We start from the raw sequence: 25,204 nt of genomic DNA, 5'->3' as shown, positions 1-25,204 counted from the left end.
GGCGAAAACCGTACCGCCACCGAAGAGGAGGATTCCGTGACCCGCATGGACAGCGTGCGCGCCGCGACTGGTACCGCGAAGGACAGCGTGCTGCACGCGGCGGAGGTGGTGGCGCCATACGCCGGCACAGCGAAGGACCACGCCGTGCGCTATGCGCACGGGGCCCGCGCACGGCTTGCGCCGAAAATGTCCCACGCCGCGCGGCATGCCCGTAAGACCGCCATCGTTCAGTACGACGCGCATCTGCAACCCCGCATCCGGCACGCCCGCCAGGCGCTGCCGCCGAGAGTCGACGCCGCCGCGACCCAGGCCGCCAAGCGCGCCCGCAAGGCCGCACGGCAGGCCGCCGACTACACCGGTCCGAAGCTGGAGCACGCCAAGGCCGCCGCGGGACCCGCCCGCGAGGAGGCGATCTCGCGGGGCACCGCTGCCGCCGCCGCCCTTCGCGGACAGGTGTCGCCCGCGGACATCAAGAAGCTCATGAAGCGTCGAGGGCGCCGGGCCCGGGCGGGGCGGGCGGCCAAGCGGTTTGTGGTGCTCAGCGCGCTGGCAGGAGCCGCCGTGGCCGTCTGGAAGTGGTGGGACAAGCAGGCCAACCCCGACTGGCTGGTCGAACCCCCGGCGGCGACCGAGCTCGGCGACCGCCCGCCGCTCACCTCGGTGGACGGCAGCGGGCAGTCCGCACTCGACCCGGAGGTCCAGGCCAGGCAGGCGGAGTCCGGCGACCGCGACGACCAGGGCTGATCTCACGGACCGAAGCTGAGCTGCACAAGCCGAGCGGCGGGAGACCTCGTGTCTCCCGCCGCTCGGCGTTTCGGGGTGGAGCCTAGGGGAGTCGAACCCCTGACATCTGCCATGCAAAGACAGCGCTCTACCAACTGAGCTAAGGCCCCGAGGATGGTGGATCCGCCGGTGCAGCATGCTGACCGGCGTTTGCCGCAGACCAGAGTACCGGGTATCCGCGTGGATCTCGCAAAAGGATAAGACTCCCGATCGGCTGTCGCGCTCCATAGGATGTCGCGCGAGGTTCGCAGCAGCGAAGCAGCAGCGAAGGGGAGTCGCCATGGATGCAGCGCAGCAGGAAGCCACCGCAAGAGCCCGGGAGCTGCAGCGCAGCTGGTACGGCGAGCCCCTGGGGGCCCTCTTCCGCCGCCTGATCGACGACCTGGGGCTGAACCAGGCACGCCTGGCCGCGGTGCTCGGCCTGTCGGCTCCGATGCTGTCGCAGCTGATGAGCGGCCAGCGGGCGAAGATCGGCAATCCGGCGGTCGTACAGCGGGTCCAGGCGCTCCAGGACCTGGCCGGCCAGGTCGCGGACGGGAGCGTCAGCGCGGCCGAGGCTGCGGACCGCATGGAGGAGATCAAGAGGAGCTCGGGCGGATCCGTGCTCAGCACGGGCTCCCAGACCACCTCCAGCTCCGGTGCGCCCACCGTGCGGCGTGTGGTCCGCGAGATCCAGTCGCTGCTGCGGTCGGTGGCGTCCGCCGGGGACATTCTCGAAGCGGCGGACGTACTCGCCGGGGCCCAGCCGGAACTGGCAGAGTTCCTCAGGGTGTACGGCGCCGGGCGGACCGCGGAGGCGGTGGCCCACTACGAGGCGCACCAGAGCTGAGCGGCAGGGGGCGGGCGCGGCGCGATGGGTGAGGTCTTCGCCGGCAGGTACGAGCTGGTCGACCCGATCGGCCGCGGCGGGGTGGGCGCCGTCTGGCGAGCCTGGGACCACCGGCGGCAGCGCTATGTCGCCGCCAAGGTCCTTCAGCAGAGCGATGCGCACTCGCTGCTGCGGTTCGTGCGCGAGCAGGCTCTGCGTATCGACCATCCGCACGTCCTGGCCCCGGCGAGCTGGGCCGCGGACGACGACAAGGTGTTGTTCACCATGGACCTGGTGAGGGGCGGCTCGCTCGCGCACCTCATCGGGGACTACGGTCCACTCCCGCCCCGCTTCGTCTGCACGCTGCTGGACCAGCTGCTGGCCGGTCTCACCGCGGTGCACTCCGAGGGAGTGGTGCACCGTGACATCAAGCCCGCCAACATCCTTCTGGAGGCCACCGGAACCGCACGGCCGCATCTGCGGCTGTCCGACTTCGGTATCGCGATGCGCAAGGGTGAGCCCCGGCTCACCGACGCCAACCATGTGGTGGGAACACCTGGTTACTTCGCTCCCGAGCAGCTGACCGGCATGGAGCCGGACTTCCCGGCGGACCTGTTCGCCGTGGGCCTGGTCGCCCTGTATCTGCTGACCGGCTCCAAACCCGACGCCCAGGCGCTGGTCGACCACTTCGAGCTGCATGGTGTGCCAAGCGCGCCCGAGGGCATCGCGGAGCCGCTGTGGCAGGTGCTGGCCGGCCTTCTGCAGCCGGACCCGCTGATGCGTTTCCGTACCGCCACGGGAGCCCGCAAGGCCCTCGCCGCCGCAGCCGAGATGCTGCCCGACACCACCATCGAGGAGGAGGCGGTCGAGGTGTTCGACCACCTCGGGCCGCTTCCCGAAGGCTTCGGCCCGGACGGTCCGACCTCCGGCCGACCGGTCAGTGACGGTTACACGGCCCCGCCCGCGCCGTACGAGCCGTCGATGTCGGACACGGGAAGCTTCCCCCTCGCTCCTCCCGCGCAGCGCCCGATGCCACAGCCCGAACACCCGAGCACCCCGACGCCACCCCCGTACGCGCCGACACACACGCCCACCCCCGCTCCGCAGACTCCCCCACCACCGGCCCACACGCCCCAGACATCGCATCCGTCCGCCCCCATCCCCATAGCCGCGCCGGATTCCGCCGGTCCCCCCACTCCGGCGTCCGTGGCGCAGCGCGATGACGCTTCCACTCGTCCATACACCGCTGGAGACCCGCAGGTTCCCGCCCCCGGCTTGGCGCGCTCCGGCGCCCGGCATCGCCGACCGGGACCACCCCCCAAGGTGGCCGTCCCGGTGCTGGTCGTGGCGCTGCTGTGCTTCGCGGTCGGCTTCTGGGCGCTGGCGGCGAGCTGAGTCACCAGCCGGGCGGCGGCCCGTACCGTGGATCCTGTTGCGGCTGCCGGTCGCGCCGCGACTCCCCGCTGTACGAGGGTTGTTCGTCCTGAGCCGACGGCCAGGGCTGTTGGGGCACGGCGGCCCCGGCGGCCGACGCACGTCGCCGCGCGAGCAGCGCCCACACTCCCAGCCCGAGCAGCAGGGCCGTACCGGCCCCGAACGCCGCCGCGGCGACGATCCGCAGCGCGTTGCTGTGGGCGCTGTCCGCGGCGGTATGCCCCTTCTGCGCCGCCTCCCTGTCTCCCTCGGTGACGCCGAACCCGGCCGCTTCCGCATTGCCGTCGTATCGAGGCCCCTGCTTCGGCGTGCCCGTGACATTGAGCCGCAGGGTCAGCGGCACGGTTCCGTTCGTGAACTTGGCGACGTCCGGATGGAGGCTCACCGCGAGGTAGTACCAGCCGCTGAAGCGCATCCCGCTGACCTTGGCGGAGACGACGAACCGGTTGTTGTACGCGACGGGGGCCGTCGGCCCCAGGGAGACGGCTTTCCGCCGGCCGTCGTATCCGAGGGAGCGCCCGTCGACGAGTCCGCGCGCGGTGTTGTACAGCTCGAGCCCCATGCCGTTGATCGCGAACCCACGGCTCCCGGTCTTCGCCGCCTCGGCCAGCTCGCCGGTGACGGTCAGCTGCTGGCCCCAGTCGAGCGGCACTTTGTAGAACCGGGTCTCACCCGGCCTCAGCCTGTCCCTCCACGCCCCGGCCTTCAGCGCCCGGGCGTCGTTGAAGCCGGTTCCGCCACGGCGGAGCTGCCCCTCGCCCCTCGGCGGGGTCGGGGGCGCGGAGTTCCAGTCCGGGCCCGGCGGCGCCGTCGACCCGCCCAGCACCCCCGGCTCGGACATATAGCGCAGTTCGATGCGCCAGCGGCGGTGGTCGGATGTCATATCGCTCTTACGCTCCACCCGCACGTAGTACTGGCCCGCCTGCCGGCAGTTCGCACGGGGACGGACGACACGAGCGGCGTAGTCGGCGATCGGCCGCGCCTGCCTGCTCACACCGAACGTCGCGGCGCCGATGTCGCATCTGATTCCGTTCCTGCTCTGCAAGGACACGGAGATGCTGTCGGCGTAGTCGACCGAGCTGCCCGGCTCCGGCGCGGCCACAGCCGACACGAAGGCGCTGGAGTGCGCGTCCAGGGCAATGCCGTAGAACAGCGTGTCTCCGGGGCCGATGGTGCCGGTGTAGATGCCGGGGACCAGGTTTTCGGCGTCGGCCCTGCTCTTCGCGCCGGGCACAGCCTTCGCATCGGGGGCAGTCTTGTATGCCGGCAAGCCCTGCGAGCCGTCCTCAGCCGCGGCCGGCGCCGGCCCCGGAAACGCCGCCAGCAGGCATATCGCCGCCACTGCGGCAAAGCCGGTCCACGCCCTGCTGCGCCGCCCCATGCACGCCCCCTCGTCGTCATCGGCCCCCGGGCCGGTCCATCCTGCCGGAAGGCCTCCGGCGTAGTCCGCCCTCACAGCTGGTCGCCCGTGCGCTCCAGACACTGCGACAAAACTTTGCTTCCGCAAGGAAATGCAGTGCTAACGCGAATTCAGGAGCCCGCTCGGCCCCGCGACAGCACGAAGCCCCGGCCGCACAGCAGCCGGGGCCCGTCAAGGACTGTTCGTCTCACACACCAGAACCTGCGGGCACGGAGTCGGTCGCCTCCGTCCACAGATCCTGCTCGGCGCGATCCGCCTGGATCTGGCGGTACACGAGGAGCCCGCCGATGGCGGCCAGTGCGACCAGGAGAAGCTTCTTCACCGCGCGACCTCGTCTTTCTGTGACTAGGAGACCTCTGGCGCCCGACTATACACACCGGCCGATACCGATTGGTGACCTATGCGGCGGCAACTGCCTGAACGGACAAACGAATCGGCCCGGACAGAGAATCTCCATCCGGGCCGATCACCGCGGTGGGGCTAACAGGACTTGAACCTGTGGCCTCTTCCTTATCAGGGAAGCGCTCTAACCGTCTGAGCTATAGCCCCGCGCTGCACCGAAAGGTTAGCGCACACTCGCCCAGGTCCCAAAATCGCGCTAACGAGCGCTCCTGGTAGGGGCCTACTCGTCCTCGGCCAACGTGAGCTCCACGCCACCCACGAAGCCTGCCGAGAAGTTGTAGATGAAGGCACCCAACGTCGCCAGCGCGGTGGCCAGGACAATGTCGATCACCGCGATGATCGACGTGAACATCAGCACCCGCGGCAGCGACAGGAACTGCTCCAGATCGAAACCGCCTGCATTCGACCCGGTCGCTTGGCTGATGGTCCCGCCGACAGTGCTGAACACACCCATGGCGTCCATCACCATCCACAGCACCGCGACCGCCACGATCGTGCAGATCCCCAGCGCTATGGAGAGCAGAAAGCTGACCTTCATCACCGACCACGGGTCCGCCTTGGCCACCCGCAGCCGCGCCTTGCGCGTACGCGGCGTCGTACCGGCGCCCGTACGCGGCCGTCGCACCGCCTGCTGGGGAATCTGCCCGGCCGCCTGCCCGCCGGTGTCCTGTGCACCGCTCCCCGGCGCCGGGTAGGCCTGCGGCGGGTGGTACGGCTGCGCGGGCTGCGCCTGCGGATACGGCGGCTGCTGCGGATATGGCTGTGGCTGTGGCTGACGCATGTCCGTCACCGTCGTCCCCCCACCTTGGGAATCACCTTGACGTGCACCGTCCTGCGGCGCGCCGCCCGCGCCGGCGGAGCCACGGGCGCTCCCTGTCATGGCCGGAGACCCCGAGGGGTAGTTCCCCTCGGCTGCCGGTCCGCCCGACTCGGTGCCCGTGGCTCCACTCACGGTCTACTCCCTCAGATCTCGGCCGCGGGCTCCGTGCCCTCGGCCGCCTCGGCCTCGGCCTGGGCTTCTGCTGCTGCGTCGGCCATTTCCTCGACCTCTTCAGCCTCACGGCCGGCCTCGGCGTTCCGGGCGATGCCGACCACGGCATCGCGCTTGCCCAGGTTGATCAGCTGGACGCCCATGGTGTCACGGCCCGTCTCCCTGATCTCGTTGACCCGTGTCCGGATCACACCACCGCTCAGCGTGATCGCGAGGATCTCATCACCTTCCTCGACAACCAGAGCGCCGACCAGCGAACCACGGTCCTCCACGATCTTGGCGGCCTTGATACCGAGGCCGCCACGGCCCTGGACGCGGTACTCGTCGACGTTCGTCCGCTTGGCGTATCCACCGTCGGTGGCGGTGAACACGAACGTACCGGGCCGGACGACATTCATCGAGAGGAGTTCGTCACCGTCTCGGAAGCTCATGCCCTTCACACCGGAGGTCGCGCGGCCCATCGGCCGCAGTGCCTCATCGGACGCGGTGAACCGGATCGACTGCGCCTTCCTGCTGATCAGCAGCAGATCGTCCGCCGCCGAGACCAGCTCCGCACCGATCAGCTCATCCTCGCGGCCGTCCTCCATCTCCCGCAGGTTGATGGCGATGACACCGCCCGAGCGCGGCGAGTCATAGTCCTTCAGCGGCGTCTTCTTCACCAGGCCGGACTTCGTGGCCAGCACCAGATACGGGGCCGCCTCGTAGTCCCGGATCGCCAGGATCTGCGCGATCTGCTCATCCGGCTGGAAGGCCAGCAGATTCGCGACGTGCTGACCGCGCGCGTCGCGGCCCGCGTCCGGCAGCTCGTAGGCCTTGACCCGGTAGACCCGGCCCTTGTTGGTGAAGAACAGCAGCCAGTGGTGCGTGGTGGACACGAAGAAGTGGTCGACGATGTCGTCCTGCTTCAGCTTCGTGCCGCGTACGCCCTTGCCGCCGCGCTTCTGCGAACGGTAGTCGTCCGTCTTGGTGCGCTTCACATAGCCGCCACGCGTGACGGTGACGACGATGTCCTCCTCGGCGATCAGGTCCTCCATGGACATGTCGCCGTCGAAGGGCACCAGCTTGCTGCGCCGGTCGTCGCCGAACTTCTCGACGATCGCCGTCAGCTCCTGACTGATGATCTGCCGCTGCAGCTGAGGCGAGGCGAGGATCGCGTTGTACTCCTGGATCTTCGCCTGCAGCTCGTCGTGCTCCTGGAGGATCTTCTGCCGCTCCAGAGCCGCCAGCCGGCGCAGCTGCATCTCGAGGATCGCGTTCGCCTGGATTTCGACGATGTCCAGCAGGTCCATCAGGCCACCGCGCGCGATCTCGACCGTTTCACTGCGCCGGATCAGCGCGATGACCTCGTCGATGGCATCCAGGGCCTTGAGCAGACCGCGCAGGATGTGGGCCCGCTCCTCGGCCTTGCGCAGCCGGAACTTCGTCCGCCGGACGATGACCTCGATCTGGTGCGTCACCCAGTTCCGGATGAACGCGTCCAGCGACAGCGTGCGCGGCACCCCGTCGACCAGCGCGAGCATGTTCGCGCCGAAGTTGGTCTGCAGATCGGTGTGCTTGTAGAGGTTGTTCAGGACGACCTTGGCGACGGCGTCCCGCTTGAGCACGATCACCAGACGCTGGCCCGTACGCGAGGAGGTCTCGTCCCGGACGTCGGCGATGCCGCCGATCTTGCCTTCCTTCACCAGGTCGGCGATCTTCTGCGCGAGGTTGTCCGGGTTGACCTGGTACGGCAGCTCGGTGACCACCAGGCACTGCCGGTTCTGGATCTCCTCGACCTCGACCACGGCCCGCATGGTGATCGAGCCGCGCCCGGTGCGGTACGCCTCCTCGATGCCCTTGCGGCCCACGACGAGCGCACCGGTGGGGAAGTCCGGGCCCTTGATCCGCTCGATCAGGGCCTCGAGCAGCTCCTCGTGCGAGGCGTCGGGGTGGTCCAGGTACCACTGGGCACCGGCGGCCACCTCCCGCAGGTTGTGCGGCGGGATGTTGGTGGCCATACCGACCGCGATTCCGGCCGAGCCGTTGATCAGCAGGTTCGGGAAGCGCGACGGCAGAACCGTCGGCTCCTGGTTACGGCCGTCGTAGTTGTCCTGGAAATCGACGGTCTCCTCGTCGATGTCCCGGAGCATCTCCATCGACAGCGGCGCCATCTTGCACTCGGTGTAGCGCATGGCCGCCGCCGGGTCGTTGCCCGGGGAGCCGAAGTTGCCGTTGCTGTCGACCAGCGGCATCCGCATCGACCACGGCTGGGCCAGGCGGACCAGGGCGTCGTAGATCGAGGCGTCACCGTGCGGGTGGTAGGTACCCATGACGTCGCCGACCACGCGGGCGCACTTGTAGAAGCCCCGCTCGGGCCGGTAACCGCCGTCGTACATCGCGTACAGCACCCGGCGGTGCACGGGCTTGAGACCGTCACGGACATCGGGCAGCGCACGCGACACGATGACGGACATCGCGTAGTCGAGATAGCTGCGCTGCATCTCCGTCTCGAGGCCCACCGACTCGACCCGAAGGCCCACGCCTTCGACAGAAGCGGGCTCGCCCTCGGGTGTGACGGGCGTCGGGATGGCAGGGCCCTCGGGAATGTTGGGCGTCTCGTCGGCCATGGCTGGTCAAAAATCCTTTCGAGGTGCGGCTTGAGTCCCCCGGCCGAAGCGCGGGGGAGGGCCGACTCAGATGTCGAGGAAGCGGACGTCCTTGGCGTTGCGCTGGATGAACGAGCGCCGTGCCTCGACGTCCTCACCCATCAGCACCGAGAACAGGTCGTCGGCCTGGGCCGCGTCGTCCAGGGTCACCTGGCCGAGGACGCGGTGGTCGATGTCCATGGTGGTGACGCGCAGCTCCTCGGCGTTCATCTCACCCAGACCCTTGAAGCGCTGGACCGAGTCATCCTTGATCCGCTTGCCGTTCTGCCGGCCGAGCTCGATCAGGGCGTCGCGCTCGCGGTCGGAGTAGGCGTACTCGAAGTCGTCCTTGCTCCACTTGATCTTGTACAGCGGCGGGCGGGACAGGTACACGTGACCGGCCTCGACCAGCGGCCGCATGAAGCGGAACAAGAACGTCAGCAGCAGTGTGTTGATGTGCTGACCGTCGACATCGGCGTCCGCCATCAGGATGATCTTGTGATAGCGGAGCTTGGAGATATCGAAGTCCTCGTGCACGCCGGTGCCGAAGGCCGAGATCAGCGCCTGGATCTCCTGGTTCTGCAGGATCTTGTCGACCCGCGCCTTCTCGACGTTCAGGATCTTGCCACGGATCGGCAGGATCGCCTGGTACTCGGGGTCACGTCCCGACTTCGCCGAGCCGCCTGCGGAGTCACCCTCGACGATGAAGATCTCGCACTTGGACGGGTCGTTGGACTGGCAGTCCGACAGCTTGCCCGGCAGCGACGCGGTCTCCAGCAGGCCCTTGCGGCGGGTCAGGTCCCGCGCCTTGCGGGCCGCCACCCGGGCCGTCGCGGCCTGGATGCCCTTGCGGATGATGTCCGCGGCCTCGTTCGGGTTGCGGTCCAGCCAGTCGCTGAGGTGCTCGTGCACGATCTTCTGCACGAACGTCTTCGCCTCGGTGTTGCCCAGCTTGGTCTTCGTCTGGCCCTCGAACTGGGGCTCGCCGAGCTTGATCGAGATGATCGCCGTCAGGCCCTCGCGGATGTCCTCACCCGTGAGGTTGTCGTCCTTCTCCCGGAGCAGCTTCTTGTCGCGCGCATAGCGGTTGATCAGGCTGGTCAGCGCGGCGCGGAAGCCTTCCTCGTGGGTACCGCCCTCGTGCGTGTGGATCGTGTTCGCGAAGCTGTAGACACCCTCGCTGTACTGCGAGTTCCACTGCATCGCGATCTCGAGCGAGAGCATCCGCTCCCGGTCCTCGGCCTCGATGCTGATGACCGAGGGGTGCACCAGCTCGCCCTTGCGCGAGTTCAGGTACTTCACGAAGTCGACGATGCCGCCCTCGTAGTGGTACCGGACCGACAGCGGCCTGCCGTCCTCGTCGACGTGGTCGGGGCGCTCGTCGGTCAGCGAGATGGTCAGCCCCTTGTTCAGGAACGCCATCTCCTGGAAACGCCGGGACAGCGTCTCGAAGGAGTACTCGGTGGTCTCGAAGATGTCCGGGTCGGCCCAGAAGGTCACGCTGGTCCCGGTGGTGTCGACGGGCTCGTTCCGCTGCAGCGGAGCCGTCGGCACGCCCATCTTGTAGTCCTGCGTCCAGCGGTAACCGTCCCGCTTGACCTCGACGGCCACCTTGGTGGACAGCGCATTGACGACGGAGACACCGACGCCGTGCAGACCACCGGACACGGCGTAGCCGCCGCCGCCGAACTTGCCGCCGGCGTGCAGGACGGTCAGCACGACCTCGACGGCGGGCTTCCCCTCGGAGGGGACAATGCCCACGGGGATACCGCGGCCGTTGTCGACCACACGCACCCCGCCATCGGGGAGGATCGTGACGTCGATGGTGTCCGCATACCCGGCCAGGGCCTCGTCGACGGAGTTGTCGACGACCTCGTACACAAGGTGGTGCAGGCCCCGCTCACCGGTCGAACCGATGTACATGCCGGGCCGCTTGCGGACCGCGTCCAGACCCTCGAGGACGGTGATCGCGCTGGCGTCGTACGACGACTTGTCCGTCGTCGCAGAGCCCTCGGCGGAGCCGACAGCGGCTCCCTCGGTGCTGGAAGCGGTGATGTTCTCGTTGGGGTTGCCGGAATCGGCCACGAAGCGCCCTTTCTGGCACAGCACGAGCCGTCTCCGGTCATCCGGAGCGGCTGCGTCGTTCGACATGTTCCGCGAGTGGGCGGGATTGGTACCAGTCTACCGGTAGCGCCGACATGAATAGGGGTTTGCAGGCGCCTGAGTCCGCATGTGCCGCCCTGAACCGGCATCCGCCGCATCCCTATATGCGGGCCAGGGCTCCAGGAGCCTCACAGCGGCGTTCAGCGCTTCCGAGCGTCAACTCTTCGCTACGGTGAGGAACGTCCCTTTTGTGTTTGCTCGCCTGAGGGCAGCCCGGTCACCCTTAGGTGCGGCTCCATCACCCGTAGGTATCGCCGGGGCCCCTGCTGCCAGGGGCGCGCAGAGGACCGAAACGGCGCTGCGGGGCGCCCGGCCCCAGCACCTTGATCAGCTTCACGGTGCCCTGACCGAGATCGGCATTGAGCCTGGCCACCAGCTGCGGCGCCAGCAGTCGCAGCTGCGTCGCCCACGCCGTCGAATCGCACTGGACGGTCAGCACCCGCGCGTCCTCGTCGTACCGCTGCGGCGCGCAGTGCTGCGCGATCTCAGGTCCCACCAGCTGCGGCCAGCGGCCCATCACCCCGCCGACCGCCGCCGGGGTCTCCCATCCCCGCTCCGTGATCAATCGGCTGATCGCCGCGCCCAGCGGGAGCGGATCACGACCGTCCGCTCGGGCACCGGATCGCAGGCCTCCGCGGCGGGCCTGCTTCTTCTGCTGGGCAGCGGCGCCGCGCGCCCGCGCCTGCTCTTTGGCGGCGCGCAGCGCGACCCGCGCCAGATCCACGCCTGAGGGCCCGTCCCCCGGCTTCGCGGCAGGCTCCGGCTGCCGGCCGGCCTCGGTGGGCGGCTCGCTCGGCCCGTTCACACGGCCCCCCTCTCCACCACGCCGCCCGATACCGCATAGCGGGCCCCGGCCAACACGTCCGGCACGTCCTCCTCCACCGCGGCCGTGACCAGCACCTGCTCGCCGGGCGCGACCAGCTCGGCCAGCCGCTCGCGGCGCCGCGCGTCCAGCTCGGCGAAGACGTCGTCCAGTACGAGCACCGGCTCGGCACCCTCGGCGCGCAGCATGTCGTACGACGCCAGGCGCAGCGCCAGCGCGTACGACCAGGACTCGCCGTGGCTCGCGTACCCCTTCGCCGGCAGCTGGCCCAGCTTGAGCACCAGGTCGTCGCGGTGCGGGCCGACCAGCGTCACTCCGCGCTCGATCTCCTGCTTGCGCGCGTCGGTGAGCGCCTCGAGCAGCAGCGCGTACAGCTCCTCACGGGTGCTCGCCTCGGCGAGCCGCTCGCCTACGGATCCCCGGTAGTCGAACGCGACCGGCCCACCGCCCGGCGCCAGCTGTGCGTATGCCTTGTCGGCGAGCGGCTGGAGCGCGGCTATGAGGTGCAGGCGCTGGGCGAGCAGCTCGGCTCCGGCTCGGGCGAGGTGCTGGTCCCATACGTCGAGGGTGGACAAATCCATGGAACGGCCGCCGTGGCGTCGGGCCATCGCGGCGCTCTTGAGCAGGGTGTTGCGCTGCTTGAGCACGCGGTCGTAGTCCGAGCGCACTCCGGCCATCCGGGGCGCGCGGGCGGTGATCAGCTCATCGAGGAGACGGCGGCGCTCGCCGGGGTCGCCCTTGACCAGGGCGAGGTCCTCGGGGGCGAAGAGGACCGTCCGGACGATGCCGAGGACATCACGCGGCCTGACCTGGGAGGAGCGGTTGATCCGGGCCCGGTTCGCCCGGCCCGGATTGAGCTCGAGTTCGATGAGCTGCTGCCGGTCCCCGTGCACGACCGCCGCCCGGATGATCGCGCGCTCGGCCCCCATCCGCACCAGCGGAGCGTCCGAGGCGACCCGGTGGCTGCCGAGTGTCGCGAGGTAGCCGACCGCCTCGACCAGGTTGGTCTTGCCCTCGCCGTTGGGGCCGACGAAAGCCGTGACGCCCGGGTCGAGCGGGACCTCGACCCGGGCGTACGAGCGGAAGTCGGCGAGCGACAGATGCGATACGTGCATGTCACGCTGCGGCGGGGCGCCGCCGGCCTCCCTGAACGTGCGTGGTGGTTACTTCTTGGTCTCGACCGCGTGACCACCGAACTGCTTGCGCAGCGCGGCGACCATCTTCATCTGCGGCGAGTCGTCCTGGCGGGAGGCGAAGCGCGCGAACAGGGACGCGGTGATCGCGGGCAGCGGCACGGCGTGGTCGATCGCCGCCTCGACCGTCCAGCGGCCCTCGCCGGAGTCCTCCGCGTAGCCGCGCAGCTTCTCCAGGTGCTCGTCCTCGTCCAGGGCGCGGACGGCCAGGTCGAGCAGCCAGGAACGGATGACCGTGCCCTCCTGCCACGAGCGGAAGACCTCGCGGACATCGGTGACGGAGTCCGCGGCCTCCAGCAGCTCCCAGCCCTCGGCGAAGGCCTGCATCATGCCGTACTCGATGCCGTTGTGGACCATCTTCGCGAAGTGGCCCGCGCCGACCTTCCCGGCGTGGACGGAGCCGAACTCGCCTTCGGGCTTGAGGGCGTCGAAGATCGGCTGCACCTTCGCCACATGCTCGGCGTCGCCGCCGTACATCAGCGCGTAGCCGTACTCCAGGCCCCACACACCGCCGGAGACACCGCAGTCGACGAAGCCGATCCCCTTGGCCGCGAGCTCCGCGGCGTGCTTTTCGTCGTCCGTCCAGCGGGAGTTGCCGCCGTCGACGACGACGTCCCCCGGGGACAGCAGTTCACCGAGCTCATCGATGGTCGTCTGGGTCGCCGCCCCGGCCGGGACCATGACCCAGACGACCCGCGGGCCCTTGAGCTTGTCCACAAGCTCCGCAAGGTTGTGGACATCCGAGAGGTCCGGGTTGCGGTCGTATCCGATGACGGTGTGGCCCGCGCGGCGAATGCGCTCGCGCATGTTGCCGCCCATCTTGCCGAGACCGACGAGACCGAGCTCCATGGGTGCCCCTTCGTTGCGTTGTACCTGTGGCCGAGCCTACGCCGGAGGTCCGGCGCTCACCTGTGGGCTCCCGGCGCTCAGTCGACGGCCTCGGGCGCGCGCCGTCAGCCCGACAGCCGGACGGGCATGATCAGGTACTTGTACGAGTCGTCCGCCTCGGCGTCCATCGCGGGCTTGCCGCCCAGCAGCGCGGGCTTGGTGGACGTGGTGAAGGACAGCTGGGCGACCGGGGAGTCGATGGCGCTCAGGCCCTCGAGCAGGAAGCCCGGGTTGAAGGCGATCGAGATGTCGTCGCCCTCCAGCTGGGCGTCCACCCGCTCCACAGCCTGTGCATCGTCGCTCGAGCCGGCCTCGAGGGTGAGCACACCCTGCTCGAAGCTCAGCCGGACCGGGGTGTTCCGCTCGGCGACGAGCGCCACGCGCTTGACGGCGTCGACGAAGGGCGCGGTCTCGATCACCGCCACCGAGTTGAACTCGGTCGGGAAGAGCGTGCGGTACTTCGGGAGGTCGCCCTCCAGCAGGCGGGTGGTCGTCCGGCGGCCGGCGCCCTCGAAGCCGATCAGGCCCTCGCCCGCACCCGAGCCGGCCAGGGCGATGCTGATCGAGTCGCCGCTGGTCAGCGACTTGGCGGTGTCGAGGAGGGTCTTGGCGGGCACCAGGGCGACCGCGGAGACATCCGGGGTCTCCGGCTTCCACAGGAACTCGCGGACCGCGAAGCGGTAGCGGTCGGTGGCGGCCAGCGTGACGGTGTCGCCCTCGATCTCGATCCGGACGCCCGTGAGCACCGGGAGGGTGTCGTCTCGGCCGGCGGCGATGGCGACCTGGGCGGCCGCGGCGGCGAAGACCTCACCGGGGACGGTGCCGGTGGCGGTCGGCATCTGCGGCAGCGCCGGGTACTCCTCCACAGGCATGGTGTGGAGGGTGAAGCGGGAGGAGCCACAGAGCACGGTGACCCGTACACCGTCTGTGGAGATCTCCACCGGCCGGTTGGGGAGGGCACGGCAGATGTCGGCGAGCAGCCGGCCGGAGACCAGGACGGTGCCGTCCGCCTCCACGTCCGCCTCCACCGAGACGCGGGCCGAGACCTCGTAGTCGAAGCCGGAGAGGCTGAGCGTGCTCTCCTCGGCCTTCAGCAGCAGGCCCGCGAGGACAGGCACCGGCGGACGGGCCGGAAGGCTACGGGCCGCCCAGGCCACCGCCTCCGCGAGTACATCGCGCTCCACCCGGATCTTCACCGTAAGCCGCCTCCTGCTGTTGCTGGCTTGCCCTGCTGGTCTTCTCGTCGGCTGGGGTCTCCCTGCCGACGGCAGGGAACGTTGCCGGAGACCAGTCTGACGCACGGCACGGACAGTCGGTGCCGCTCGGGGTCAAGTCAGTGCGAGAGGGACCGGGCGCCCCGGGCCCGAGTTGTGCACAGGGCCCGTTTCCGAGCGAGTTTTCCGGTAGATCTACGTGGTCGTAGTAGTAGGCCTTGTGGAAACCGTGGATAACCGCTTCGGTACAGGTCAACGCAGCTTTTTTGTCCACGGGGGCTGTGGGCGCCGTCCGTGGACAACTCGGCGCAGCTGTGGACGGCGCCGAGTTCTGCACATGCGGTGCACAGCAGGGGCCCCGTTCTCCCCAGCACCGTCCCCAGGTTTACCCACCTTCTCCCCAGCCCAACCAACCTCGTTGGTGTGACGCCTTTCACTCGGCCCAGTGAGTGCGGGTGTTGTGTTGCCGAACAGTGGACAACGGTGTGGAGAAGCTGTGCACAACGGACGCAATGCTGTGGGCGGGCAGTGGACAACCCCGCGCAGCCCTGTGGGCGGTTCGGTCGTCCACAGTCTGTGGAGTTCCGCCGACCACAATTCCACACCCTGCTGACCTTGGGGAACGGCATCGGGCGGCCGGTCCCTGTGGAGACAGTCTGGACAACTCGGCGGTCCCCAGGATGTGGACGGCTCGTCTGCCGAGGAGTTGTGGAGAAAGGATCACTCGGAGGCGCGCACTCGAACAACCGGGACGCTGAACGACGAAGGACGCTCCGGGAGTTCGTCTCCCGAAGCGCCCTTCGCGGCGCCAACAGGCGCCCGTCCGTCTCGTGTCAGCCGTTCTTGATCCGGTTCGTGAGTTCGGTGACCTGGTTGTAGATGGAGCGCCGCTCGGCCATCAGCGCACGGATCTTGCGGTCGGCGTGCATGACGGTCGTGTGGTCCCTGCCGCCGAACTGTGCGCCGATCTTCGGTAGCGACAGGTCGGTCAGCTCGCGGCACAGGTACATCGCGATCTGCCGCGCGGTCACCAGGACACGGCTGCGGGAGGAGCCGCAGAGGTCGTCGACGGTCAGCCCGAAGTACTGGGCGGTCTCGGCCATGATGGCCGTCGCCGTGATCTCCGGGGCCGCGTCCTCGCCGCCGGGGATGAGGTCCTTCAGCACGATCTCGGTGAGCCCGAGATCCACCGGCTGCCGGTTGAGGCTGGCGAACGCCGTGACGCGGATCAGCGCGCCCTCCAGCTCGCGGATGTTGCGCGAGATGCGGGAGGCGATGAACTCCAGCACCTCCGGCGGGGCGTTCAGCTGCTCCTGTACCGCCTTCTTCCTCAGGATCGCGATCCGCGTCTCCAGCTCGGGCGGCTGCACATCCGTGATCAGGCCCCACTCGAAGCGGTTGCGGAGCCGGTCCTCCAGGGTCACCAGCTGCTTGGGCGGCCGGTCGGAGGACAGCACGATCTGCTTGTTGGCGTTGTGGAGGGTGTTGAAGGTGTGGAAGAACTCCTCCTGCGTCGACTCCTTGCTCGCGAGGAACTGGATGTCGTCGACCAGCAGGATGTCCATGTCGCGGTAGCGCTTGCGGAACGCGTCCGCCTTGCCGTCGCGGATGGAGTTGATGAACTCGTTCGTGAACTCCTCAGAGCTCACGTACCGCACGCGCGTGCCCGGGTAGAGGCTGCGCGCGTAGTGGCCGATGGCGTGCAACAGGTGCGTCTTGCCCAGGCCCGATTCCCCATAGATGAACAGGGGGTTGTACGCCTTGGCCGGCGCTTCGGCGACTGCGACCGCAGCGGCGTGCGCGAAGCGGTTGGAGGCGCCGATGACGAAGGTGTCGAAGAGGTACTTGGGGTTCAGGCGCGCGGTGGGTTCGCCGGGGCCCGTGGCGGGGGCGGGCTGTGCGGCCAGCGGACCCGGCGCGCCACTGGGCGCGGGGAGGCCGCCCTGGCCGCCGTGCGGCCGGGCGGACGACTGCTCGGGCAGGTCGCGGCGCTGCTCGTACGGCGGGCGGTCGCCGGCGGGGGACCGGTAGTCGTTCTGCGCGCGCTGCGGGTCGTCGTAGCGCGGGGGACGGCCCTGCTGCGGGTCGCTGTGCGGTGATGCGTAAGGGTCGCGCTCGGGGAAGCCGCCGAGCCGCTGCTGCTGCCAGCCGTAGTCGTCATGCCCGGGGCCCCGCCCCCGGCCGTCGCCATGCGGGCCCCCGCCGGGCGTGAGGGGAGGCCAGGCGCCGGGCTCGGGCCGGGACTGCTGGTAGTCGGGGTAGGCGGGACGGGCGGTCGGCAGCGAGTCCGCCGTGCGCGCGTAGGGGTCGTAGTTCTCGTAGCTGTCGTAGGAGTCGCGCGGCGGCTCGGGACGTCGGCGCTCCTCGTAGCGGTGCTGCGGCTGGGGCTGCTGCGCGGCCGGGGCCGGCGTCTGCGCGGCGGGGCTCTGCGGAGCGGGCGGCCCCGGGTCGGCTGCGCTCACGGTGATCGCCAGCCGGACGGGCTGGCCGCATTCGCGGCTCAGCGCCTCGCTGATCAGCGGAGAGAGACGGCCCTCCAGGACGCCCTTGGCGTACTCGTTGGGTACGGCGAGTACGGCGGTGCCGGCGACCAGCACCAGGGGCTGGCAGTCCTTGAGCCAGCGCTGGTCTTTGGCTTCGATGCCCCCCTCGCTGCCATCACCGAGGAGCTGGTCGAGCACGCGTGGCCACACTGCGGCAAGATCGGCAGGTACGTCAGCCACAGGGCACGCTCTCTCACTCGCTGGGTGGGGGGTGGCGCCGGCAGGTCCCACGAATGTGTGGTTCTCGGGACGGGCGGGAAGGAATCGGAGTTCAGCCACGGTAGTCAGGGCGACGCGCGTGGTTCAAGTCGTTGTCCACAGGGTGTGTATAAATGTGCCATGAGGGGTGGCCGGGTGGTCGCCCCGGTCCGCCCTTGGACGTACTCGTGTCTCCAGGTGGCTGCCGGTTTGACCGGATGGCGGAGCCCCGCGTACCGTAACCAGGTCGAGTTGTCGATGGCTGCTGCCGCCTGCCTCCGATGGGCAATGATCGCGTCGAGTGATCAAGAAAGCGGTGCACTCGGGCGTATTGCGAGCTACTCGTGGGCGCACGGTGACAGCCATGCGACGCCCCACACACGTCTCGGATGAGACACCGAGCATTCCTGGAGCCCCCGAGTGAGCAAGCGCACCTTCCAGCCGAACAACCGTCGCCGCGCGAAGACCCACGGCTTCCGGCTGCGCATGCGCACCCGCGCCGGCCGCGCGATTCTCGCGTCCCGCCGTAGCAAGGGTCGCGCGCGCCTGTCGGCCTGAGCAGCCTGACTCAAGGTCCATGTCGTGCTGCCTACCGAGCATCGGCTGAGGCGGCGCGAGGACTTCGCGGCCGCGGTACGCCGAGGACGCAGGGCCGGGCGCCCTCTTCTCGTCGTACATCTGCGTAGCGCCCCTTCTGGCGAGCAGAGGGGTCCGGGCCCGCACGCGCCAGGGGAGAACGCTCCCCCGGCACGTGCGGGTTTCGTCGTGAGCAAGGCCGTGGGCGGAGCCGTAGTGCGAAACCTGGTGAAGCGAAGACTGCGCCACTTGATGCGAGATCGGCTCTCCTCGCTGCCCGCCGGTAGCCTGGTTGTCATACGGGCTCTGCCCGGTGCCGGCGAGGCCAGTCATGACCAGCTGGCTCGCGACCTGGACGCTGCGCTGCAGCGGCTGGGGGTCGCTCGCCCGGCTTCCTCTGGCCTCGGCGGAGGCGCTCCCACCGGTACCCGGGACCCCAATGGCGACGCCGAGGGAAGGCCGCCGCGATGAAGTACCCCTTGCTGTGGTTGATCAAGCTGTACCAGTGGACCATCAGTCCGATGCTCGGGCCGGTCTGCAAGTACTACCCGTCGTGCTCGCATTACGGCTACACGGCCATTGACCGGCACGGCGCGGTCAAGGGGACAGCCTTGACCGCCTGGCGCATCCTGCGCTGCAACCCGTGGTCGCTCGGTGGCGTCGACCACGTTCCTCCCCGGAAGCACCCGGTCTGGCACCAACGTCTGCGGAGTCGGTGGAACCGCCAGTCCGCAGGGACGCCGGGGGGACAGCCCGAGACTCAGCCCAACGCCCAAGGAGCCTGATTCGTGGACACGATCCTCGGTCCTCTCTATACCGCTGTTTCCTGGATCATCGTCCAGTTCCACTCGCTGTACAGCCTTGTCTTCGACAAGGACAGCGGCTGGGCCTGGGGTCTGTCCATCGTGTCGCTGGTGGTCCTGATCCGTATCTGCCTGATCCCGCTCTTTGTGAAGCAGATCAAGGCGACTCGGAACATGCAGGCGCTCCAGCCCAAGATGAAGGCGATCCAGGAGCGCTACAAGAACGACCGGCAGCGCCAGTCCGAAGAGATGATGAAGCTCTACAAGGAGACGGGCACCAACCCGCTCTCGAGCTGTCTCCCGATTCTGGCCCAGTCGCCGTTCTTCATCGCGCTCTACCAGGTGCTGAACAAGATCGCCGGTGACCACCCCGTCGGCGTCATGGACCAGCAGCTGGTCGACAGCGCCCGAAGCGCCCACATCTTCGGCGCCCCGATCGCGTCCAAGTTCATGGACAGCGCCGAACGGGTCGAGGCGCTGGGCGCGACCCTGACCGACGTCCGCGTGGTCACGGTCATCATGATCGTCCTGATGTCGCTGTCGCAGTTCTACACACAGCGCCAGCTGATGACGAAGAACGTCGACCTGTCGGTGAAGACCCCGTTCATGCAGCAGCAGAAGATGCTGATGTACGTCTTCCCGATCATGTTCGCCGTCTTCGGTATCAACTTCCCGGTCGGTGTCCTCGTCTACTGGCTGACCACCAACGTGTGGACGATGGGCCAGCAGATGTATGTGATCCACCGGAACCCCACTCCCGGCAGCCTCGCCTACAAGGAGCGCCAGGAGCGGCTGCGCGCCAAGGGCAAGCTGAAGGAAGAGCCGGCCGAGGTCGAGGCTCGTGAGGCCGCCTCCGCGGCCCGGGCGACCCGGCAGCAGCCGAAGCGCCAGAGCAAGGCCAAGCGGCAGTCCGGCGGCGCACAGGCGCCGGCCAAGGCGTCGCCTTCGCAGAGCACGGCCGGTCAGCCGTCGCTGCAGAAGAAGCAGCCGGAGGAGGCCAAGGCCAAGCAGGGCGATAGCCCCTCTCGTACCGCCAAGTCCGGGCAGCGCAAGGGCCAGCAGCGCCCCAAGCACCCGTCCAAGAAGTAAGGAGGCCATCCAGTGACGGAAGGCACGACCTCTGCCACCGAGGGTGGCGACACCCTGACCCGCCTTGAGCAGGAGGGTGAGATCGCGGCCGACTACCTCGAGGGGCTGCTGGATATCGCCGACCTGGACGGTGACATCGACATGGACGTCGAGGCCGACCGGGCATCGGTTTCGATCATCAGTGACACGACCAGCCGTGACCTGCAGAAGCTGGTCGGCCGTGACGGTGAGGTGCTGGAGGCGCTCCAGGAGCTGACCCGGCTCGCGGTGCACCGTGAGACCGGCGACCGCAGCCGCCTGATGCTGGACATCGCCGGCTACCGCGCCCGCAAGCGCGAGGAGCTGACGGAGCTGGGCGTCAAGGCTGTCGAGGATGTGAAGGGCAGCGGCGAGCCGGTGAAGCTCCGGCCGATGACGCCTTTCGAGCGCAAGGTGGTTCACGACGCGGTGGCGGCGGCGGGGCTGCGCAGCGAGTCCGAGGGCGAGGAGCCCCAGCGCTGCGTCGTCGTGCTCCCGGCCTGAACCACGGTTCGGTTCCGACCTGTTCCGGCCCCGCCTGCTCGCAGGCGGGGCCGCATTTGTCAGCCTGCTAGTCAACAACCTGATACGGAAGGACGGTCCTTGTGACGGAAGCATCGGAACTCCCTCCGGCGCCGAAGGCGGCACAGGCGGTATTCGGTGAGCGCTTCCCGGAGGCCGTCCGCTACGCCGAGCTGCTCGCTGATGCGGGGGTCAGGCGTGGCCTGATCGGGCCCCGCGAGGTGCCCCGGCTGTGGGAACGGCACCTGCTGAACTGCGCGGTGCTCTCAGAGGCTGTACCCAAAGGGGTCACGGTCTGCGATGTTGGTTCCGGGGCCGGGCTTCCGGGTATCCCTCTGGCTCTGGTCCGGCCGGATCTGCAGATCACGCTGCTGGAGCCGCTGCTGCGCCGTACGAATTTCCTGCTGGAAGTGGTAGAGCTGCTTGGGCTCGAGCACGTCACGGTGGTGCGGGGCCGTGCCGAGGAAGTGCTGGGGACGCTGCCGCCGGTCCATGTGGTTACGGCGCGGGCGGTTGCGCCGCTGGACCGGCTGGCCGGCTGGGGTGTGCCGCTGCTGCGTCCGTACGGAGAGATGCTGGCGCTCAAGGGCGACACCGCAGAGGAGGAGCTGCGCTCGGCGAAGGCCGCTCTCGGCAAGCTGGGCGTGGTCAAGACATCGGTGCTGCACGTCGGGGCCGGCGTTGTCGATCCGCTGTCCACGGTGGTGCGGGTGGAGGTGGGCGAAAGCCCCGGCGGGGTTCGGTTCGCGGCCAAGAGGGCCAAGGCGGCGCGGGCTGGACGGTCAGCGAAGGGACCGCGCCGGCGGCGCTGACCGGCTGGCCGATCACACTGGTGGGCGTGTGGCCGTCTTCGCATCGACGGGCAGTGCTCCACACAAGCTGCCAAACTTAGACATTTCGGAGTGTCGCGGCGGTTGGGCGCGGTAGTCCATGCATCGTGTTTCACGTGAAACGTCGCTCCCTGCTGCATGGAATCATCAGCCGCAGCCGCGCGGCTGCCGCGCCGCGCTCTCACACCGCACCCTCTAAGAGGTCGTCCTTCGAGCCGCCAAAAGAGTCTTCCGAAGCGGATTCATCCACAGGAGAACCGGCCTCGCTGGTTCGTGACCCCGAAAGCATGGCAGGCTCTGTTCATCGCGAGCCTGAAGCCGAGGAGAGTGAATCCGTGCGGTCCGACGCCAACACCGCGGGCCCGATGACCGACCCGGTCCCCGGTCCCCGTACCGCCGAACCCGACCGGGGGGTGACCTCCGGCCCCCCAACAGAGGGGCGGGATGTTTCACGTGAAACCCCGCCTCCCATGGATGACACCCCCATCGGCCGTGCCGCCCAGCTGGCCGTAGAAGCGCTGGGGCGAGCGGGTGAAGGGCTGCCTCGGCCGGAACAGACCCGGGTGATTGTGGTGGCCAACCAGAAGGGCGGCGTCGGCAAGACCACCACGACAGTCAATCTCGCCGCCTCGCTCGCTCTGCATGGCGCCAGGGTGCTGGTGATCGACCTCGACCCGCAGGGCAACGCATCGACGGCCCTGGGGATCGATCACCACGCCGAGGTCCCGTCGATTTATGACGTCCTGGTCGAGAGTAAGCCGCTCTCGGACGTCGTCCAGCCGGTGCCGGATGTGGAGGGGCTGTTCTGCGCGCCTGCCACGATCGATCTCGCGGGCGCCGAGATTGAACTGGTCTCGCTGGTGGCAAGGGAGAGCAGGCTGGAGCGGGCGATCCAGTCCTACGAGCAGCCTCTGGACTACATCCTTATCGACTGCCCGCCCTCGCTCGGTCTGCTGACGGTCAACGCTCTGGTTGCCGGCGCGGAGGTGCTGATCCCGATCCAGTGCGAGTACTACGCGCTGGAAGGCCTGGGGCAGTTGCTGCGTAACGTCGATCTTGTGCGTGGGCACCTCAATCCCAAGCTGCACGTCTCCACGATTCTGCTCACGATGTACGACGGCCGTACGCGGCTCGCCTCTCAGGTGGCGGAGGAGGTGCGCACCCACTTCGGCAGCGAGGTGTTGCGGACCAGCATCCCGCGCTCGGTGCGTATCTCGGAGGCGCCCAGCTACGGGCAGACGGTCCTCACTTACGATCCGGGTTCGAGCGGGGCGCTGTCCTACCTTGAGGCGGCTCGTGAGATTGCGCTGCGGGGCGTGGGCGTGCAGTACGACGCGGAGCATGCGCACCTGGCGGGTCAGAACACACAGCAGGAGCAGCACAGCATGTCGGAGGGGATGCAGTGAGTGAACGACGTCGAGGACTGGGCCGCGGACTCGGTGCGCTGATCCCCGCGGCTCCGCAGGGAGCGGACGGCGCCGCCGCGGCGTCGGCCACGGGGGCCACCTCCCCGTCGGCAGTGCCGGTGCTCGCGCCGGAACGCGGCGTGGCGGCGGCCAAGGTGACCACCCTGCCGCCGAATGGTGTTTCACGTGAAACGGATGCGGTGCATCGTGACGAACCGAGCGCCCATGAGGAAGGGGAACAGCTCAGCGGGGCCCACTTCGCCGAGCTTCCTCTCGAGGCCATCACGCCCAATCCACGGCAGCCTCGCGAGGTCTTCGATGAGGACGCCATGGCGGAACTGGTCACCTCCATCCAGGAGGTGGGCCTGCTCCAGCCGGTGGTGGTACGGCAGTTGGGGCCTGCGCGGTACGAGCTCATCATGGGCGAGCGGCGGTGGCGGGCGTGCCGCGAGGCGGGACTGGACCGCATCCCCGCTATCGTCCGCGCGACGGACGACGAGAAGCTCCTTCTCGACGCTCTGCTGGAGAACCTGCACCGCGCGCAGCTGAATCCGCTGGAGGAGGCGGCGGCCTACGACCAGCTGCTCAAGGACTTCAACTGCACGCACGATCAGCTGGCCGACCGCATCGGGCGGTCACGGCCTCAGGTGTCCAACACCCTCCGGCTGCTCAAGCTCTCACCTGCCGTCCAGCGACGGGTGGCGGCCGGGGTGCTCTCGGCCGGGCATGCCCGTGCCTTGCTGTCGGTCGACGACTCGGAGGAGCAGGACCGTCTCGCGCATCGGATTGTGGCCGAGGGTCTGTCGGTGCGGGCGGTCGAGGAGATCGTGACCCTGATGGGTTCGAGGGCGAGCGCGACCCCGAAGCCCAAGGGCCCTCGGGCGGGTGCTCGTGTGTCGCCGGCGCTTACGGATCTCGCCTCCAGGCTGTCGGACCGGTTCGAGACGCGGGTTAAGGTCGATCTTGGCCAGAAGAAGGGAAAGATCGTCGTCGAGTTCGCCTCGATAGAAGATCTGGACCGCATCCTGGGCGCTATGGCTCCGGGTGAGGGGCGAGTGCTGGAGCAGAGGCTCTCCGAGGAAGTCGCAGAAGACAACGAGGAGTGACCGGATCTCCTCTTTGAACCGGGGGCGGGCGCGATTCCAGCGGAGGGAACGGCCCGCCCCTTTGCTTTATCGCGGTATCGGTGCAATGGCCGGGTCGATACGATGCGTTCGGGTATGGCGCATCCACTGGAGGCACCTCTTTTTGGAGGGACAGGCCATGCGATCGGTGAGCCGAACCGGGCTGGTAGCTGCAGGATTGAGTCTGGGAGCAGTCGGCGGATTCGTCGGCAGTCTTCTCCGAGAACACGGAGCTCTGGTAGCCGCCCGTCGTGCGGCTGCAGGTGACGGAAGTGAGGAACTGGCTGCATGGGGCGTCGGCTCGTACCACTCACGTTGGACAACCTTCCGGACATTCCCAAGCGCTGCCGCTCGTGCGTCTTCTGGGAACTGGATCCGGTCAGTGGTGAAGCCGCGGTAAAAGCGGGGCGTCCGGAGCTGGAGAAGGAAGCCTGGATCTCGGCGGTCCTGTTGGAGTGGGGATCCTGCGGACGGGTCGTTTACGTGGATGAGGTGCCCGTCGGGTTCGTGCTGTACGCCCCGCCCGCCTATGTGCCACGGTCCACCGCCTTTCCCACGAGCCCGGTGTCGCCTGATGCTGTGCAGCTGATGACGGGATGGATCACGCCCGGCTACCAGGGGCAGGGCCTGGGCAGGGTGATAGTGCAGACGGTGGCCAAGGATCTGCTGCGGCGAGGGTTCAAGGCGATCGAGGCATTCGGCGATGCTCGCTGGAAGGAGCCGGCGTGCGTGCTTCCCGCAGAGCACCTGCTGGCCGTGGGATTCAAGACCGTACGGCCGCACCATCGGTACCCGCGGCTGCGGCTGGAGCTGAGGTCGACGCTCTCCTGGAAGGAGGACGTCGAGCTGGCTCTCGACCGCTTGCTGGGTGCCGTCCAGAAGGAGCCCGCCCTGCGGCCGCTGTAGCCGTCTGTAGACATGAAACCGGCCCGCCCCCGGATGTGGGGGCGGGCCAGTTTCACGTGAAACGGCGCGTGAGCTGTCTGTCAGCCGATGAAGTCCTCGAGGTCGCGGAGGATCGCGGCCTTGGGCTTGGCGCCGACGATGGTCTTGGCGACCTCACCGTTCTGGTAGACGTTCAGCGTCGGGATGGACATGACGCCGTACTTCGCTGCGGTGGCCGGGTTCTCGTCGATGTTGAGCTTGACGATCTCAATCTTCTCGCCGTGCTCGGCGGCGATGGCCTCCAGGGAGGGGGCGATCTGGCGGCACGGGCCGCACCAGGCGGCCCAGAAGTCGACGAGGACGGGCTTGTCGCTCTTGAGGACGTCCTCCTCGAAGGAGTCGTCGGTCACGTTCTTGAGGGCACCGGCCATGGCGGTCTCCTGTTTCGTTGATGCGTGGAGAGGGGG

General features: G+C 68.7%; 23 protein-coding genes and 2 tRNA genes. 12 read left to right on the top strand and 13 right to left on the bottom strand.

Going from position 1 to position 25,204, the window contains the following annotated elements; translation table 11 throughout:
- The first annotated feature begins 36 nt into the window (after nt 1-36).
- Entirely contained in the window at nt 37-744 is a 708-nt protein-coding gene (locus ACY34J_RS00825; RefSeq protein WP_462724303.1) for a DUF5324 family protein, read from the top strand.
- Between the two features lie 76 nt (nt 745-820).
- On the opposite strand, the gene ACY34J_RS00820 is transcribed toward ACY34J_RS00825, so the two are convergent.
- A tRNA-Ala gene (locus ACY34J_RS00820) sits at nt 821-893 on the bottom strand.
- A gap of 170 nt (nt 894-1,063) precedes the next feature.
- On the opposite strand from ACY34J_RS00820, the gene ACY34J_RS00815 reads away from it, so the two are divergent.
- Nucleotides 1,064-1,612: a helix-turn-helix domain-containing protein gene (locus tag ACY34J_RS00815; RefSeq protein ID WP_462724302.1), complete on the top strand. Its 549-nt coding sequence runs from the start codon at nt 1,064-1,066 to the stop codon at nt 1,610-1,612.
- 24 nt (nt 1,613-1,636) lie between these two features.
- Nucleotides 1,637-2,986, top strand: coding sequence for a serine/threonine-protein kinase (locus ACY34J_RS00810; RefSeq protein WP_462724301.1), 1,350 nt, complete (start codon nt 1,637-1,639; stop codon nt 2,984-2,986).
- A gap of 1 nt (nt 2,987) precedes the next feature.
- Here the strand turns inward: ACY34J_RS00810 and ACY34J_RS00805 are convergent, their stop codons facing one another.
- From ACY34J_RS00805 to dnaA, 11 genes are all read right to left on the bottom strand, one after another.
- Entirely contained in the window at nt 2,988-4,406 is a 1,419-nt protein-coding gene (locus ACY34J_RS00805) for a hypothetical protein (protein ID WP_462724300.1), read from the bottom strand.
- A 226-nt stretch (nt 4,407-4,632) separates the two neighbouring features.
- Entirely contained in the window at nt 4,633-4,767 is a 135-nt protein-coding gene (locus ACY34J_RS00800; RefSeq protein WP_003958712.1) for a DLW-39 family protein, read from the bottom strand.
- Nucleotides 4,768-4,920: 153 nt separating this feature from the next.
- Nucleotides 4,921-4,994: transfer RNA gene (locus ACY34J_RS00795), tRNA-Ile, on the bottom strand.
- Nucleotides 4,995-5,067: 73 nt separating this feature from the next.
- Nucleotides 5,068-5,799, bottom strand: a complete 732-nt coding sequence (locus tag ACY34J_RS00790; RefSeq protein WP_462724299.1) for a DUF3566 domain-containing protein — start codon at nt 5,797-5,799, stop codon at nt 5,068-5,070.
- Nucleotides 5,800-5,810: 11 nt separating this feature from the next.
- Nucleotides 5,811-8,444, bottom strand: a complete 2,634-nt coding sequence (gene gyrA, locus ACY34J_RS00785) for a DNA gyrase subunit A (RefSeq protein WP_462724298.1) — start codon at nt 8,442-8,444, stop codon at nt 5,811-5,813.
- A 66-nt stretch (nt 8,445-8,510) separates the two neighbouring features.
- Complete coding sequence (gyrB, locus tag ACY34J_RS00780) at nt 8,511-10,571, bottom strand: DNA topoisomerase (ATP-hydrolyzing) subunit B (protein WP_462724370.1); 2,061 nt, start codon at nt 10,569-10,571, stop codon at nt 8,511-8,513.
- A 292-nt stretch (nt 10,572-10,863) separates the two neighbouring features.
- Nucleotides 10,864-11,430 carry a DciA family protein gene (locus ACY34J_RS00775; protein WP_462724297.1) on the bottom strand — a complete coding sequence of 189 codons (567 nt, stop codon included), beginning with the start codon at nt 11,428-11,430 and terminating at the stop codon, nt 10,864-10,866.
- Nucleotides 11,427-12,563, bottom strand: coding sequence for a DNA replication/repair protein RecF (gene recF, locus ACY34J_RS00770; RefSeq protein WP_462724296.1), 1,137 nt, complete (start codon nt 12,561-12,563; stop codon nt 11,427-11,429). Before recF ends, ACY34J_RS00775 begins: the two co-directional genes overlap by 4 nt.
- Nucleotides 12,564-12,611: 48 nt before the next feature.
- A complete protein-coding gene (gene gnd / locus ACY34J_RS00765; RefSeq protein ID WP_462724295.1) occupies nt 12,612-13,490 on the bottom strand; it encodes a phosphogluconate dehydrogenase (NAD(+)-dependent, decarboxylating) in 879 nt (292 codons plus the stop codon).
- 104 nt (nt 13,491-13,594) lie between these two features.
- Complete coding sequence (gene dnaN, locus ACY34J_RS00760) at nt 13,595-14,725, bottom strand: DNA polymerase III subunit beta (RefSeq protein ID WP_462724294.1); 1,131 nt, start codon at nt 14,723-14,725, stop codon at nt 13,595-13,597.
- 851 nt (nt 14,726-15,576) lie between these two features.
- Entirely contained in the window at nt 15,577-17,466 is a 1,890-nt protein-coding gene (gene dnaA, locus ACY34J_RS00755; protein WP_462724293.1) for a chromosomal replication initiator protein DnaA, read from the bottom strand.
- A 438-nt stretch (nt 17,467-17,904) separates the two neighbouring features.
- Between dnaA and rpmH the strand changes: the two genes are divergently transcribed.
- From rpmH to ACY34J_RS00710, 9 genes are all read left to right on the top strand, one after another.
- Nucleotides 17,905-18,042: a 50S ribosomal protein L34 gene (gene rpmH / locus ACY34J_RS00750; protein WP_003956500.1), complete on the top strand. Its 138-nt coding sequence runs from the start codon at nt 17,905-17,907 to the stop codon at nt 18,040-18,042.
- Between the two features lie 24 nt (nt 18,043-18,066).
- A complete protein-coding gene (rnpA, locus tag ACY34J_RS00745; RefSeq protein ID WP_462724292.1) occupies nt 18,067-18,531 on the top strand; it encodes a ribonuclease P protein component in 465 nt (154 codons plus the stop codon).
- Entirely contained in the window at nt 18,528-18,845 is a 318-nt protein-coding gene (yidD, locus tag ACY34J_RS00740; RefSeq protein WP_462724291.1) for a membrane protein insertion efficiency factor YidD, read from the top strand. Before rnpA ends, yidD begins: the two co-directional genes overlap by 4 nt.
- A 3-nt stretch (nt 18,846-18,848) precedes the next feature.
- Nucleotides 18,849-19,952, top strand: coding sequence for a membrane protein insertase YidC (gene yidC, locus ACY34J_RS00735; protein WP_462724290.1), 1,104 nt, complete (start codon nt 18,849-18,851; stop codon nt 19,950-19,952).
- A gap of 12 nt (nt 19,953-19,964) precedes the next feature.
- Nucleotides 19,965-20,474 carry a Jag family protein gene (locus ACY34J_RS00730; RefSeq protein ID WP_462724289.1) on the top strand — a complete coding sequence of 170 codons (510 nt, stop codon included), beginning with the start codon at nt 19,965-19,967 and terminating at the stop codon, nt 20,472-20,474.
- A 101-nt stretch (nt 20,475-20,575) separates the two neighbouring features.
- Nucleotides 20,576-21,304, top strand: a complete 729-nt coding sequence (gene rsmG, locus ACY34J_RS00725; protein ID WP_462724288.1) for a 16S rRNA (guanine(527)-N(7))-methyltransferase RsmG — start codon at nt 20,576-20,578, stop codon at nt 21,302-21,304.
- A gap of 305 nt (nt 21,305-21,609) precedes the next feature.
- Entirely contained in the window at nt 21,610-22,728 is a 1,119-nt protein-coding gene (locus ACY34J_RS00720) for a ParA family protein (protein ID WP_462724369.1), read from the top strand.
- Complete coding sequence (locus ACY34J_RS00715) at nt 22,725-23,834, top strand: ParB/RepB/Spo0J family partition protein (RefSeq protein WP_462724287.1); 1,110 nt, start codon at nt 22,725-22,727, stop codon at nt 23,832-23,834. The genes ACY34J_RS00720 and ACY34J_RS00715 overlap by 4 nt, the downstream gene beginning before the upstream one ends.
- 306 nt (nt 23,835-24,140) lie before the next feature.
- On the top strand, nt 24,141-24,758 hold the full coding sequence (locus tag ACY34J_RS00710) for a GNAT family N-acetyltransferase (protein ID WP_462724286.1): 618 nt from the start codon (nt 24,141-24,143) through the stop codon (nt 24,756-24,758).
- An 80-nt stretch (nt 24,759-24,838) separates the two neighbouring features.
- On the opposite strand, the gene trxA is transcribed toward ACY34J_RS00710, so the two are convergent.
- Nucleotides 24,839-25,168 (bottom strand): thioredoxin, encoded by a 330-nt coding sequence (trxA, locus tag ACY34J_RS00705; protein ID WP_462724285.1) that lies wholly within the window; start codon nt 25,166-25,168, stop codon nt 24,839-24,841.
- Nucleotides 25,169-25,204 lie beyond the last annotated feature (36 nt).

Source organism: Streptomyces sp. HSS9-12 (assembly GCF_054963655.1).
Note: the sequence above shows the minus strand (reverse complement) of the source record. Positions and strands in the feature narration are given on the sequence as shown.